Source organism: Pseudarthrobacter sp. rb (assembly GCF_056389225.1).
Genome location: NZ_JBWJAR010000030.1, coordinates 17,134 through 30,939, shown reverse-complemented (window position 1 = coordinate 30,939; position 13,806 = coordinate 17,134). Strand labels below are relative to the sequence as shown.

General features: G+C 67.4%; 10 protein-coding genes and 1 rRNA gene. 7 read left to right on the top strand and 4 right to left on the bottom strand.

The window, feature by feature from the left end; translation table 11 throughout:
- Position 1 precedes the first annotated feature (1 nt).
- The 5 genes from rrf (at position 2) to ACWRN3_RS22010 (ending at position 6,097) form a co-directional block, all read left to right on the top strand.
- Positions 2-118 (top strand): 5S ribosomal RNA (gene rrf / locus ACWRN3_RS22030).
- Positions 119-471: 353 nt separating this feature from the next.
- The gene (locus tag ACWRN3_RS22025; RefSeq protein ID WP_011693739.1) at positions 472-756 is read left to right on the top strand and encodes an HU family DNA-binding protein; all 285 of its coding nucleotides are present in this window, start codon (positions 472-474) and stop codon (positions 754-756) included.
- Between the two features lie 115 nt (positions 757-871).
- Positions 872-3,043, top strand: coding sequence for a bifunctional copper resistance protein CopD/cytochrome c oxidase assembly protein (locus tag ACWRN3_RS22020; RefSeq protein ID WP_476741928.1), 2,172 nt, complete (start codon positions 872-874; stop codon positions 3,041-3,043).
- Positions 3,043-5,061 carry an NHL domain-containing thioredoxin family protein gene (locus tag ACWRN3_RS22015; RefSeq protein ID WP_476741927.1) on the top strand — a complete coding sequence of 673 codons (2,019 nt, stop codon included), beginning with the start codon at positions 3,043-3,045 and terminating at the stop codon, positions 5,059-5,061. Before ACWRN3_RS22020 ends, ACWRN3_RS22015 begins: the two co-directional genes overlap by 1 nt.
- A gap of 478 nt (positions 5,062-5,539) precedes the next feature.
- On the top strand, positions 5,540-6,097 hold the full coding sequence (locus ACWRN3_RS22010) for an endonuclease domain-containing protein (RefSeq protein WP_476741926.1): 558 nt from the start codon (positions 5,540-5,542) through the stop codon (positions 6,095-6,097).
- 68 nt (positions 6,098-6,165) lie between these two features.
- Here ACWRN3_RS22010 and ACWRN3_RS22005 read toward each other — a convergent pair whose 3' ends face one another.
- The 4 genes from ACWRN3_RS22005 to ACWRN3_RS21990 all read right to left on the bottom strand — a co-directional run bounded on the left by ACWRN3_RS22005 (position 6,166) and on the right by ACWRN3_RS21990 (position 11,666).
- Complete coding sequence (locus tag ACWRN3_RS22005; protein ID WP_255173626.1) at positions 6,166-7,158, bottom strand: hypothetical protein; 993 nt, start codon at positions 7,156-7,158, stop codon at positions 6,166-6,168.
- Between the two features lie 153 nt (positions 7,159-7,311).
- Positions 7,312-9,099 carry a helicase HerA-like domain-containing protein gene (locus tag ACWRN3_RS22000; RefSeq protein ID WP_476741925.1) on the bottom strand — a complete coding sequence of 596 codons (1,788 nt, stop codon included), beginning with the start codon at positions 9,097-9,099 and terminating at the stop codon, positions 7,312-7,314.
- Between the two features lie 49 nt (positions 9,100-9,148).
- Positions 9,149-9,700: a GNAT family N-acetyltransferase gene (locus ACWRN3_RS21995; RefSeq protein ID WP_476741924.1), complete on the bottom strand. Its 552-nt coding sequence runs from the start codon at positions 9,698-9,700 to the stop codon at positions 9,149-9,151.
- Positions 9,624-11,666 (bottom strand): FAD/NAD(P)-binding protein, encoded by a 2,043-nt coding sequence (locus ACWRN3_RS21990; RefSeq protein WP_476741923.1) that lies wholly within the window; start codon positions 11,664-11,666, stop codon positions 9,624-9,626. The genes ACWRN3_RS21995 and ACWRN3_RS21990 overlap by 77 nt, the downstream gene beginning before the upstream one ends.
- 279 nt (positions 11,667-11,945) lie before the next feature.
- On the opposite strand from ACWRN3_RS21990, the gene ACWRN3_RS21985 reads away from it, so the two are divergent.
- Together ACWRN3_RS21985 and ACWRN3_RS21980 are read left to right on the top strand one after the other, a co-directional pair.
- On the top strand, positions 11,946-12,974 hold the full coding sequence (locus ACWRN3_RS21985; RefSeq protein WP_476741922.1) for an amino acid ABC transporter permease: 1,029 nt from the start codon (positions 11,946-11,948) through the stop codon (positions 12,972-12,974).
- Positions 12,974-13,798, top strand: coding sequence for an amino acid ABC transporter ATP-binding protein (locus ACWRN3_RS21980; protein ID WP_476741921.1), 825 nt, complete (start codon positions 12,974-12,976; stop codon positions 13,796-13,798). Before ACWRN3_RS21985 ends, ACWRN3_RS21980 begins: the two co-directional genes overlap by 1 nt.
- The last annotated feature ends 8 nt before the right edge of the window (positions 13,799-13,806 follow it).

Below are 13,806 nucleotides of genomic sequence, written 5' to 3'. Positions count from 1 at the left end.
TTACGGCGGTCATAGCGTGGGGGAAACGCCCGGTCCCATTCCGAACCCGGAAGCTAAGACCCACAGCGCCGATGGTACTGCACCCGGGAGGGTGTGGGAGAGTAGGTCACCGCCGGAACATCATTCATGGTCGAGGCCCCAACCACACACGGTTGGGGCCTCCCACATTTAACAAACAAAACACCGCGCACTGCGGGCCTTCTGGCCATGCACCCTGGCGGGCGGTGGCTGGGACGTGCCGGCCGCCGTCGTACGCACCTGTCAGCCAAGCGTGGCCCGCGGTGCTGCGGCATGCCCGTGATGGGTTGAGGAGGGTGAAAAGGCCCAAAGATTCGGTGATTAACCTCAAAAAATGGCGGAAACACGCGGAATTTGCGGCCCGGAACCGCCCAAGCTGGTAAGTTTTCGAACAGTGGCCTGCGCGCATGCCGTGTGCAGGCTCCAGAATCAGAACCGTCCAGGAGGACATCAATGGCTAAGAACCGTAGTGAACTTGTTGCAGAGGTAGCTGGCAAGGCCGGCACCAGCCAGGCTGCCGTCAACTCCGTCCTCGACGCACTGTTCGAGGTTTTCGAGACTTCTGTCGCCGCCGGCGAGAAGATCACCATCCCGGGCTGGCTCGCCGTCGAGCGTACCGACCGTGCAGCCCGCACCGGCCGCAACCCGCAGACCGGCGAAACCATCCAGATTGCAGCAGGCCACAGCGTCAAGCTGACCGCCGGCTCCAAGCTGAAGGCTGCAGTCTCCAAGAAGTAGAGCTTATTCCCGGCCGGTATGCAGCCGGCTGGAACAGGAGCGGCAACCCCACGGGTTGCCGCTCCTTGGCGTTTAACCCGGATTCGCTGCCCGGGCGGGCGTAGCGGACAATGGAATGGTGTCTTCTGCCGCAAAACCACGTTCCACCCCGCCCCAGACCAGTCCTGGCAAGGGAGCTGCGGTCCGGGACGCCGGAAACCGGGGGATCCCGGTGCCCTGGCAGCTGGCAGGCCTGGCAGCGCTCTTCCTGGGCCTCGCAGCAGCACTGATCTTCTCCGGTGCAGCAGCGGCCCGCAGCGTCGCCGACCCGGGAGCCCTGGTCCGCTGGGGGCTGCCCATCAGCAAGGCCATCCACAACGTGTCCCTGGCGACTGTTGTCGGCGGCCTGATCTTCGCCGTCGGCATCCTCCCGAAGAACCTTAAGAACCTAAACGCACATGGCCGGGACCGGGAGACTCCCGCCGGCAGCGGGGCGCCCGAACATCCCGCGTTCACCCGCGCGCTGGCTGTGGCTGCCGCTGCGGGCGCAGTGTGGACCTTGTCCGCCATCGCGGTCCTGGTGCTCACCTACGCCGACGTGGCCGGTCAGGGGCTGTCCGGCGACCCCGCCTTTACGCAGGCCCTGGTCTATTTCATGACGGACATCGATACGGGCCGGGCCTGGCTCGCCGTCACCATCATTGCCGCAGTGGTGACAACCGCCCTGTTCGGCGTCCGGTCCCTCGGCGGCCTGGCCCTGACCCTCATCCTGGCCCTCATCGGCCTGGTGCCCACGGCCCTGATCGGCCACTCCTCCAGCTCGTCGGATCATGAGGGCGCCATCAACTCCCTCGGCCTGCACCTGGTGGGGGTCAGCACCTGGGTGGGCGGCATCATCATCCTGGCCCTGCTGTCCGGGATCCTGACAGGCAGCAAGCCGGGGGCAGCAACAGACATCACCGAGCCCACGCTGCGCCGCTTCTCCACCCTGGCCGGCTTCGCTTTTGTCCTGGTCTTCGCCTCCGGAATCATCAACGCCAGCATCCGCGTCACCAGCTGGTCGGATCTCTTCGGCTCCGCCTACGGGCAGCTGATCCTGGCCAAGACGGCAGCGGCAGTGGTCCTCGGCGGCATCGGCTTCATGCACCGGCAGTGGGTCATCCCGCAGCTGGGCCGCAAGGGGGCCACCATGTCTTCACGGCGGGTGCTGTGGCAATTGGTCCTGGCGGAGCTGCTGATCATGGGTGCGACGTCCGGCATCGCCGTGGCCCTGGGCCGTTCAGCCCCGCCGCAGCCGACGGAGCTGGCGCCCAACGCCTCACCGGCCTTCATCCTCAGCGGTTACGAGCTGCCGCCTGAGCTCACCCCGGAACGCTGGCTCACTGAGTGGCGCCTGGACTGGATCTGGGTCGGCGTTGCCCTCTTCGGCCTGGTCACCTACTTCCTGGGCGTTGCCAAGGTCCGCCGGCGCGGAGACTCCTGGCAGTGGTTCCGGTCCGTGAACTGGGTCATCGGCCTGGTGGTGCTGACGTACATCACGTCCGGGCCGCCGTCGGTCTATGGCCGCATCCTGTTCTCCGCCCATATGGTGGACCATATGGCGCTGACCATGGTGGCCCCGATCTTCCTGGTGCTGGGCGCGCCGGTGACCCTGGCCCTGCGTGCCCTGCCCGCCCGCGGCGACGGCTCCCGCGGCGCCCGCGAGTGGATCCTGGTCTTCGTGCACTCGAAGTTCTCGCAGCTGGTCACCCACCCGCTGTTCGCGGCTGCGAACTTTGCCGGCTCCATCATCCTGTTCTACTACTCGGACCTGTTCGGCTTCGCCATGCGCGAGCACGTGGGCCACGAACTGATGAACCTGCACTTCCTGCTCACCGGATACATCTTCGTGCTGAGCATGATCGGCACGGATCCGCTGCCGCGCCGGGCCCCGTACCCCATGCGGCTGCTGCTGCTCCTGGCCACCATGGGCTTCCATGCCTTCTTCGGTGTGTCCATCATGGGCGGCACAGGCCTGATGGCAGCGGACTACTTCGGCAACCTGGGCCGTACCTGGGGGCCGTCGGCCCTTTTGGACCAGCAGGCCGGTGGCGCGGTGGCCTGGGGCATCGGCGAGGTGCCCACGCTCCTGGTGGCGATCGGCGTCGCCGTCATGTGGTCCAGGTCGGACCAGCGGGAGACCAAACGGGTGGACCGCGCGGCGGACAGGAATAACGACGCCGATCTGACCGCTTACAACGATATGTTTGCCAAATTGGCCGAACGCGACGCCAAGCTGGCTGAACGCAACAAGCTGGAAGGACGCTGATGAGCGAAACCGTACGCACCCATGCCCGGGTCCGGGCCTCCGAACTGGTGGGCCGCAACTGGCTGAACACCGGTGGCAAGTCCCTGGACCTCGAAGCCCTGCGCGGCAAGATCGTGCTCCTCGATTTCTGGACCTTCTGCTGCATCAACTGCCTGCACGTCCTCGATGAGCTGCGGCCGCTCGAGCAGCAGTACTCGGACGTGCTGGTCACCGTGGGAGTCCACTCGCCCAAGTTTGAACACGAGGCGGACCCGGTGGCGCTGGCGGCAGCCGTGGAGCGCTACGAGATCCACCACCCTGTCCTGGACGACCCCGAGCTGGACACCTGGAAGGCGTACACCGCCCGTGCCTGGCCCACCCTGGTGGTCATCGACCCTGAAGGCTACATCGTGGCGCACCTTTCCGGCGAAGGCCACGCGGACGGGCTCGCGGTGCTGATCCCCGAACTGATCGCCGAGCACGAGGCCAAGGGCACCCTGCACCGCGGCTCCGGCCCCTACGTGGCACCCGAGGCAACGTCCGGCACGCTGCGTTTCCCCGGCAAGGCACTCTTCCTCCCGCCGGGACGCGGGTCCACGGCTGGAACGGCCGACGGCGGCACGCCCGCAGGTGCAGCGGCTTCCGTTGCTGCGGAGAAGGGTTCCTGGCTGGTCACCGACACCGGCCACCACCGCCTGGTGGAACTCGGCACCGACTTCGAAACCGTGCTGGCGACCTTCGGCTCGGGCACCAAGGGCTACGCTGACGGACCCGCCGCGGGGGACACCGCCAGCGCCCAGTTCAACGAGCCCCAGGGCCTGGTCCTGCTCCCTGAAGACGTGGCAGCCAAGGCGGGCTACGACGTCGTGATTGCCGACTCGGTCAACCACCGCCTGCGTGGACTCTCGCTCACGGACGGCAAGGCCTCCACCCTGGCGGGCAACGGCATCCAGCGCCTGCTGGAAACCGGCCCGGCCCGTGTGGACGAGGAAGGCGCCGGCTTCAGCGGCTCGCTGGGCACTGACCCGCTGGATGTTGCGCTGAGCTCGCCGTGGGATGTTGTATGGTCGCGCAAGCTCAACGCGGTGGTGGTGGCCATGGCCGGCACGCACCAGATCTTCAGCTTCGACCCCGTCACCGGCGCCGTGTCGATCATCGCCGGCAACGGCCTGGAAGGGCTCCTCGACGGTCCCGCCCACGAGTCCTGGTTCGCCCAGTCCTCCGGCCTGGCCGAGGATGCGGACGGCAACATCTGGGTGGCGGATTCCGAGACCTCGGCGCTCCGCAAGCTGGTCATTGCCGACGATGCCTCCATCACCGTGGAGTCCGCCGTGGGCAAGGGCCTGTTCGACTTCGGCTTCCGCGACGGACCCGCCGCCGAAGCCCGCCTTCAGCACCCGCTCGGTGTGACCGTCCTGCCCGACGGCTCCGTGGCGATCGCTGACACCTACAACGGAGCCGTACGCCGCTACGACCCCGCAACCGGTACCGTGTCCACGCTGGCCCGCGGGCTTGCCGAGCCGTCCGACGTGATCGTGGACCACACCCAGTCCGCCGGTTCCGAGCCCCTCCTGGTGGTGGTCGAGGCCAACAAGCACCAGCTGGTGTACGTGCCCATCCCCAAGGAAGCGCAGCAGGTGGATGAGGGTGCGTCCCAGACCCAGCGGCCCAAGAGCCCCGTGGCGCCCGGCACGCTGGACCTGACCGTGCGCTTCACGGCTCCCACCGGGCAGAAGCTCGATGACCGCTGGGGCGATCCCACGCAGCTGAAGATCTCCTCCACGCCGCCCGAGCTGCTGGTGGCCGGCGGCGGCACCTCGGTGGGCCTCCTCCGCACCCTGGAGCTGTCCGCGGACGTTCCCGAGGGCGTGCTGCACATTACCGCCCGCGCCGCGGCCTGCGACGGCCCCGAGACCGAGGACGGCGAGATCCCGGACCACGCCGCCTGCCACCTGTACCAGCAGGACTGGGGCATCCCCGTGGTCCTGCAGGCCGACGGCGACACCGAACTGGTCCTGGACCTCCGCGGGATGGACTGACCCGGCGACGGTCCTGCCGAACTGGCCCGGTTTCAGACTGTTGAAGCCTGAAAACCGGGCCAGTTCTGTTCCAGCAGCCCGAAAACTGGGCCAGTTTGAGAGCCCGTTTGTCCACATGGCGCCCGGATACCTGCCGCCAGCCACCCGGTTCAGACATTGTGGCCTGATGGACCCCACCGAAATTCTCAAGGCAGCTGGAGGAGTGTTGTTGCGGCGTGACGTTATCGCCGCCGGTGCGACGGATACGGACATCCGACGCGCAATCCGGGGTGGGCAGGTGGCGCGGCTGGAGCGAGGGTTGCTGGCCGTTGCGGGCGCTGAAGCGGACCTAGTGGCCGCAGGGCGAGCCCGGAGCCTCCTGACATGTGCATCCGCCGCCCGGCAGTACGGTCTCTGGCAGCTTCAACCCCCGCCGCGGCCCCACTACTGGCAGACCAACGGGAGGAGCGCAGTCCGCTGTGTCAGCCACCGACTTCCGTTGACACAGCAGGCCCATCACCGGACCCTTGCCGCGCTGCCCGACGTCCTGCTTCACGCGCTGCTGTGCCTGCCTGAACTCGAGTCGCTGGTCATGGTGGAGTGCGCCTACAACCGCGGGGACATTGAGCCGTCCTTCCTGTTCCGCCATCTGAACGGCAACCGGTCCGGCAAGGCACGGAACGTTGTGTCCAAGGTTGAACGCGGTGCGGGCTCCCTCCTGGAAACCTTGGCCAGGGTGCTGTTCAGGGAAGCCGGCATAGCCACCGAGACGCAGGTGTGGATCGACGGCATCGGCCGGGTGGACTTCCTGCTGGAGGGTTTCCTGATCGTGGAAATCGACGGGCTCGCTTTCCATCTGGAACCCCGGCAATTCAAAAAGGACCGTCGCAGGGACAACCAGGCGGTGCGCCATGGACTGCCTGTACTCAGGTTCTTTTACGATGACGTGGTTCATGCGCCTGAATCCGTTCTGGCGCAGGTCCGGGAGGTGCTGGCCAGGGGCTCACTGCGGTGGGCACAGCCAAACCAGCCCAGTTTTCGGCTGGATTGGGTCTAGGACAGTGACGAACACCGCCGGAATGGCGTCAAAACTGTGCCAGTCTGTAGCAGGCAGACCCGGCAGGGCTAGAAGCTCAGCTGGGGGGTGACCTTGACCGCGTCACCGGATACGTCCAGGCGGGTGGTGAAGCTGAAGTCCACCTCGGCGTCCAGCGGGTACCAGGCCCCGGTGAAGGCGTTCTGCTGGAGCGCCTCAACCTTGGCTTTGCCGTCCAGCGGCGACACTACCCACCGGCCGTCGAACGGCTCAACTGATACCCCCGGATACTCGGTGACGGTCCAGCGGATACTGCCGTCCTGGACCCGGTTGTTGCTGGCGTAATAGAAGGGGCAGTCCGGCTGGAGCTTCTGTTCCTTCACGGCTTCGGCCGCGCAGCCGTCCAGGAATTCCCTGACCTTGGCGGCAACATCGTTCTTCAGCTTGTCCGTGGCCTGGGTCAGCAGGTTCAGCGGCGCCACCGGGGCGTCCTTGGCGGTGACCGTGGCACGCGTGGCGGGCGCCGAGAAGTACTGCCCATCCAATGAGGCCTCGTACTCACCGGGGTAGAACACGGCGAAGGAATTGCGGCCGTTGGGCATGTTCACCGGAACACCGTTCACCACGGCCTCGTTGCCGTTGACCACGGTGATGTCAACGGTGGGCAGCCGGGATGGGACGAATGCCCACGTGTTGAAGAACAGCCACTCGGTGCCGGTCTTCTGCAGGAGGAATTCGGTGTGCAGCCGGCTGCCGTCGATGGTGTATTCCATGGGGACCATGACCTGGTTCCCCGGGCGTTCCTGCGGGTCCCCGATGGAGACATTGGTGACGCGGGACGCAGCGGTCTGCAACCCGCTGCCGTCCAGCATGGCGGCGTTGCTGGGCGGAACTGCGGCCCGCAGGATCCCCAGTGCACGCCCGCCGTCCCCGCTCCTGAGCGCGTCCAGGTATTCCCTGACCGGCTGCTGCGGACTGGCTACGGTATTGTTCACCACGTTGATGGCCACAATGGCTGCGGCGACGGCAAGCATGAGGCCCAGCAGCCATCCGGCCGCGATCCTCACCAACGCTTGACTCATCTGCACGTTCTACACAGTAACGTCAGTGCGGACGCACTCTAAAGTTGGTGTCCCCCTAATCCGGCGGACACCACCTACGTAACGCCCGACGGCGGCACGCGGGGACAGCCTCGGCAGGAGCCTTGGCTAAGGCCCGGGACACCAGTGGCGGGGTCAGCGGCGGCGGCGCCGGGACGAGGTTCCGAACACTCCGCGGAGCAGTTCGCGGCCCAGCTGTGTGCCCATGGACCGCGCCATGCTCTTCAGTCCGCCGCCCAGGGCGCCGCCGAGAACTCCGCCAAGATCACCCATCATGCCGCCCGGCTGCGGCTGCGGCTCCGGCTGGCGGGGCTGGGACTGGCGCGTCCGGGGCGCCTTGGCCCGCGGCTTGGACTCGGAGGCCCGCGGTTCGTCGTATTGGGGGTCAGTGTATTGGGGTTCGGGTACCTGCGCGGGCCTGCTGCTTGGCCTGCCCAGGATCTCCTCCTCGATCCGGCGGGCCTCGGCGTCAACGTCGTACGCGCCGGGAGCGCCGCTACCGGCGGAAGGTGCCCCGGTGTCAGGCGCGCCGGCAGGAGGTGCAGATGCCGCCGGTCCTGTGGGCGCCGCGGCCTTGCCATTGAGTTTTTCGTAGGCGGAGGGGTTGTCCACCGCAGTTCCGTACTTGCCCAGCAGCGCCGAACCCGCCACCGTGCTGCGGACCAGGGCGTCCTCGCTGGGGCCCATGACGGATTCCGGGGCCCGCAGCCGGGTGAGCGCCACAGGAGTGGGTGCGCCCTTTTCGTTCATGACGGTGATGACGGCCTCGCCGATGCCCGCCGAGGTCAGTGTCTCTTCCAGGTCGTAGTCGCTCAGGGGGAAGGTGGACACCGTGGCCTTGAGGGCCTTGGCGTCCTCGGGGGTGAAGGCGCGCAGGGCGTGCTGGACCCGGTTGGCCAGCTGCCCCAGGACGTCGGCGGGAACATCCTTGGGAGTCTGGGTGACGAAGAAGATGCCCACGCCCTTGGACCGGATCAGCCGGACGGTGGTGGTGATGGCGTCCAGGAAAGCCTTGGAGGCGCCGTTGAACAGCAGGTGGGCCTCGTCGAGGAAGAACACCAGCTTGGGCTTGTCCAGGTCGCCGGCCTCGGGCAGGTCCTCGAACAGGTCTGCCAGCAGCCACATCAGGAAGGTGGAGAACAGCATGGGCTTGGTCTGCAGGGTGGGCAGTTCCAGGCAGGTAACCACGCCGCGGCCGTCGGGGGCGGTGCGCAGCAGTTCCGCGGTGTCGAACTCCGGTTCGCCGAAGAACTTCTCCAGCCCCTGCGCTTCCAGGTTCACGATCTCCCGCAGGATCACGCCGGCGGTCGCCTTGGAGAGCCCACCGAGTTCCTCAAGCTTGTCCTTGCCCTCGTCCGAGGTGAGGAACTGGATGACGGCGCGGAGGTCCTTGAGGTCGATCAGCTCCAGGCCGTTCTTGTCCGCAAAGTAGAACACCAGCTGAAGGCTGGACTCCTGGGTGTCATTCAGTTCCATAATCCGGGAGAGCAGGATGGGCCCGAACGAGGTCACGGTGGCGCGGACCGGGACGCCGTTGCCGTCGCCGCCCAGCGCGAGGAATTCCACGGGGAACGTCTTCCCCTGCCACGCCTGGCCGATGCTGTCCGTGCGGGCCCTGAGTTTGTCGCTGCCGACGGCGGCCGTCGCCAGGCCGGAAAGGTCACCTTTGATGTCGGCCAGGAACACGGGCACACCTGCCGTGGACAGCTGCTCGGCCATCATGTGCAGTGTGACGGTTTTGCCGGTACCGGTGGCTCCGGCCACCAGCCCGTGCCGGTTCATCATGGCCAGCGGCAGCCGCACCGGCGCGTCCTTGTGGAGCTCGCCGTCGATGATGGCGGCTCCCAGTTCGATGGTGGCGCCTTCCAGCGTGTAGCCCTGCTGGATGGTGGCAAGCTTCTCTGCTGTGGTTTTGGTGGCCATGGCGCTAGCTTAGCGGCGGCTGTCCCTCCTGGGGCGGCATCCTGGCGGGTCAGTCCTGCCGTGGGTTCCCGTGGTCAGGGGTGAGGTCCTTGGTGAACGCCAGCGGGCCGATGGTTTCCGGGTCTGCGTCCAGGTCGAACTGCGCCTGGTATCCCGTGGTGAGGTACAGGTGCTTGGCTTCCGGCTGCCGTGGCCCCGTGGTCAGGTACAGCCGGGTGTAGCCGCGGGCTGCGGCGAGGGCTTCGAGTTCGGCCAGCACCAGGCGTCCCAGGCCACGACGGCGGTGGGCCGAGTGTGTCCAGATCCGCTTCAGTTCCGCAGTGGTGTCGTCATAGCGGCGGAACGCACCCCCGGCGATCGACTCGCCGTCCTCCTGGACCACCAGGAGCGCGCCGTGCGGCTCCTCGAATTCCGCCGCGGGGTAGCGGTTCAGCTCGTCCGCGGCAGCGGTGCGCCCAAACAGGTCCCCGTAGCGGGTGTCGTATTCGACGGCGAGCTCGTCCAGGAGCGGCCGGACCCGGGGATCATCCATGGGCAGGCTGAGGACCGAGAGCCTGGCGGGATCGAGGGGGCGGGGCTTGAGCCCGGGTTCTGCGGTCATGGTGCTGGCCCTTTCCGATGGCGGCTGGTTCTGGAGTTATTTTGTCCTGCGCGGTGGCCATATTGGCAGGCGGGCCCTGGGCGGCGATGTCGCGGGCAACGCCGAGGACGGTACGGGCCAGGGCGTCATTTTCCCGGAAGGGCGCCGCGTTGGTGTTGGGCCTGGCAAAGGCGCCGGCACCCCAGCCGGATGTTCCGGGCCCGACGCCGAAGAGGGTGGGCTGGGCCCGGCCTTCCGCGTCCACCAGGTGGTGCCCGGCAGAGACCAGCAGCTTCCCGGTGGAGTGGATGCCGTCCGAGGTCAGCAGTTGCTGCTCGCTGCCCAGCCCGCCGTCATACAGCGAAGAAAGCACCGGGTTGAGGGAGCGGGCCACCGACGTGGACGGCAGCCGCGCCTCGATCAGCGCGGTGGCGGAAACCGAAACTCCGGACTGCGGGGACGTGGCGCGGAGGGTGCCGCTGGCGCCGTCGGTGGATACCTCCAGGCCGGGGCCGAGGAACTGCAGCAGACCGGCCCGGTGCAGCGCCAGCATCTGGCGGAGGCGGTGCGGCGGCGGACCGGAGTCCACGAAGCTGAAGAAGCCATGCCACCAGCCGTGGATGACCTGCTGGGACTTCGCGTTGAGGCGCTCCGCGGGAACCACGCGCCCCACCTCCATGTATACGTGCAGGAGGGCCAGGAACAGGGCCAGGGTTTCCGGATGGTCGGTGCTGTCCCGCAGGGCCAGGTCATCGTGGATATACCGGGCCACCGCGTCCTGCAGCTCCCGGTGCCCGGCAAAGTGGACACCATCGAAGGGCCGGTCCAGCCGTTCCAGGTCCAGGTGCAGGCCCCGGTCCGGCACGGCAGCCGCTACGAGGTCCACGCGCCCGCCGCTGTACCAGTCCACCTCCGCATAATGGGCGGCAAACACTTCCCATTCCATGGCCGCACGCTCCGGGCTGCCGGTCAGGAGTTCGCGGTAGTAGTAATACCCGGCTTCCTTGGCGATGAGCGGCCAGAGGTGCTGCCGGAAGTCCAGCTCGCCGTGGGCGTCCAGGAGGGCATCCACGGCAGCAGCAGTGAAGAACCGCAGCGGCCCCGGAGCCTGGCCACGCAGGGAGGCGGAAATCTTGGAGTGGTACGGCACGCCGCGGCGCGACCCTGCCCACAGCCGTGGTTCCCGTCCGGACGGAAGGTAGCGCAGCCCGCCGTCGGGCGTTTCCTCGAACCTGCCGCCGCGCCCCTCCATGAGGAGGACCAGCAGGTCAACGAACGCCAGGCCCATCCCGGCGACGATCACGTCCTGCCCGGGGGCGATGGGGGAGTAGTCGACGTCGGTGGTGTAGCTGGGCGCTGCGTGGTAGCCGCCGTGCCGGGCGGCGAAGTCCGAGAACCCGGCGGAGACGGCGTCAGGGCGGGAGTCCGTGTGCCCCAGGGCGGTGACGACGATGTCCGCGTGCAGCGTCCGGCCATTGGCCAGCTCCACCTCATGGCCGCCTTCCACAGCGGCAATGCCGACGGCGGTGGTCCGGTGGACCGTCACGCTGCGGCCCAGCGATTTGGCAGCCCGGCGGAAGAACCACTCCAGGTACTGGCTCTGCAGCTGGCGGGTGGGAAAGGTGGTGCCGGTCAGCGCGCGGAGCTGGTCCCACAGCTGCTGCGGGAAATCCGGAACATCGATGATGGTGGCATCCAGGACGCCGGCGGCCCACCCGGCCAGGCCCGGCCCCGGTGCCGCCGGGCCGGCGCAGTCCACGGACGCGTCCGTGAACATGGTGATGTCCGCCGCCATGGAGTTCAGCAGGAGCCCGGGGTCCTGGTCGTACCGCCAGATGCGGCCCGAGCCGGGAACGTGCGGTTCCACCACATGGATCTGCAGCGGGCCCGCGAAGACCTCAGGCCGGTTGGCCGCGATCCGTTCCAGCACACCGGCCGTGCGCGGTCCGCCGCCAATGAAGACGATGGCCGGGATGGTGGCTGGCATGGGTGCTCCTGACGGCGGGGGCTGGATTGAGTGACCATGCTAGGCAGCCGTGCCGGTGCCGGTCGAGCGCCTGGTCACGGCCGTTAACTCCGCGTCACAGCGCGTTACGGGACGCAAAAAACCGACTCATGACGCCGTACGAAGCCCCGTGAACTATTGCAACCTGCCGCCTTGCTGGCCAGTTCCGGCCGGTCCTAGATTTGCAGCCAGCAAGGGGCCGCACGGTCCCACCCGGGGCAACAGCCCAACCGGATCCCACGACGAGAAGCGAGGTGGCACATGAGTTCAGCAGCAACGACGGTGGCGCAGTCACAACAGCCGCAGCCGGCACCGCCGGCGGAAACGCCACCGAAAACCGGATGGCCTGAAGACGGGGCGGCCGCCCGGAAGGCCCCGGACTACTCGTCCTACCGGGTAGTGGCAGCAAAGCATCCGTGGCGCTGGGTGGGGACCGCCGTCGTCGCGCTCGGCGTCCTGGCCGTGGCCTGGTCCCTGGCCACCAATCCGCGCTGGGAGTGGGGCGTGGTGGCCCAGTGGTTCACCGCCCAGTCCGTGGTCACCGGGCTGGTGGAAACCCTCAAGCTCACCGCCATTTCCGGCATCCTCGGGTTCGTGCTCGGCTTCATCCTGGCCCTGATGCGGCTCTCCGCGTCGCCGCTGCTGGTCTCCGTGTCCTGGACGTTCTCCTGGATCTTCCGGTCCACGCCGCTGCTCGTCCAGATGCTCCTTTGGTACAACCTGGGCTACCTGTACGAGAAGATCAGCCTGGGAATCCCGTTCACCGATGTCCGCTTCTTCGAGGTCCAGACCACCACACTGATCAGCCAGTTCGCGGCAGCAGTGCTGGGGCTGACCCTGAACCAGGCGGCGTACTCGGCGGAGATCATCCGCGGCGGCATCCTCTCCGTGGACCAGGGCCAGCTGGAAGCCGCGGCCGCCCTGGGCATCCCGGCCTGGCGCCGCTCCACCCGGATCGTCCTGCCGCAGGCCATGCGCGCCATCCTGCCCACCGCGTTCAACGAGATCATCGGCCTGGTCAAGGGCACCTCGATCGTCTACGTCCTGGCCTACTCCGAGCTGTTCTACACGGTGCAGGTCATCTACAACCGCACGCAGCAGGTCCTGCCGCTGCTGCTGGTGGCCACCCTCTGGTACATCGTGATCACCTCCGTGCTGAGCGTTTTCCAGTACTACATCGAACGGCACTACTCCAAGGGCGCGGTGCGGAACCTGCCGCTGACGCCCCTGCAGAAGGCCCGCAAATTCTTCGCCACCCACGCGGCCGTCCCCACCCGGAGGAACTTCTGATGACTGAGACCCTTACCGCCCCCACCGCCACCCGCGGCCTGGTGGAGATCACCGGCGTCCGCAAATCCTTCGGAACCACCGAAGTCCTCAAAGGCGTCAGCCTCACGGTGGAACCCGGGGGAGTGGCCGTGATCGTGGGCCCCTCCGGGTCCGGCAAGTCCACCCTGCTGCGCACCATCAACCACCTGGAAAAGGTGGACGGCGGCCACATCACCATCGACGGGCAGTTGGTGGGCTATGAGGTCCGGGGCGACCGGCTGCACGAACTGCGCGAAAAGGAGATCCTGAAACAGCGCACCGAAATCGGCATGGTGTTCCAGAACTTCAACCTGTTCCCGCATCTGACCGCGCTGGAGAACGTGGCGGAAGCGCCCGCCGTCGCGCACCAGCCCGGCAAGGCGCGGCGCTCCAAAGCGGAAGCCCGCCGCCGCGGCCTGGAACTGCTGGACCGGGTGGGCCTCAAGGACCGGGCTGACGCCTACCCGCGTCAACTCTCCGGCGGCCAGCAGCAACGCGTGGCGATTGCCCGCGCGCTGGCCCTGGACCCCAAGATCCTGCTATTCGACGAGCCCACCTCCGCCCTTGACCCGGAACTGGTCAACGAGGTCCTGGACGTCATCCGCGAACTCGCCAAGTCTGGCACCACCCTGATCATCGTCACCCACGAGATGGGCTTTGCCCGCGACGTGGCGGACACCGTGGTGTTCATGGACCAGGGCCAGATCGTGGAACAGGGCACCCCGCAGTACATCTTCAGCAACCCCCAGGAACCGCGCACCCGGAGCTTCTTCTCCAAGGTGCTCGAACCGGCCTTCAACATCTAAGGAACTCC

Bases quoted from the DNA above. Each gene is read 5' to 3' on its own strand.
- ACWRN3_RS22025 (WP_011693739.1), top strand. From the start codon at position 472: ATGGCTAAGAACCGTAGTGAACTTGTTGCAGAGGTAGCTGGCAAGGCC.
- ACWRN3_RS22020 (WP_476741928.1), top strand. From the start codon at position 872: ATGGTGTCTTCTGCCGCAAAACCACGTTCCACCCCGCCCCAGACCAGT.
- ACWRN3_RS22015 (WP_476741927.1), top strand. From the start codon at position 3,043: ATGAGCGAAACCGTACGCACCCATGCCCGGGTCCGGGCCTCCGAACTG.
- ACWRN3_RS22005 (WP_255173626.1), bottom strand. From the start codon at position 7,158: ATGAGTCAAGCGTTGGTGAGGATCGCGGCCGGATGGCTGCTGGGCCTC.
- ACWRN3_RS22000 (WP_476741925.1), bottom strand. From the start codon at position 9,099: ATGGCCACCAAAACCACAGCAGAGAAGCTTGCCACCATCCAGCAGGGC.
- ACWRN3_RS21995 (WP_476741924.1), bottom strand. From the start codon at position 9,700: ATGACCGCAGAACCCGGGCTCAAGCCCCGCCCCCTCGATCCCGCCAGG.
- ACWRN3_RS21990 (WP_476741923.1), bottom strand. From the start codon at position 11,666: ATGCCAGCCACCATCCCGGCCATCGTCTTCATTGGCGGCGGACCGCGC.
- ACWRN3_RS21985 (WP_476741922.1), top strand. From the start codon at position 11,946: ATGAGTTCAGCAGCAACGACGGTGGCGCAGTCACAACAGCCGCAGCCG.
- ACWRN3_RS21980 (WP_476741921.1), top strand. From the start codon at position 12,974: ATGACTGAGACCCTTACCGCCCCCACCGCCACCCGCGGCCTGGTGGAG.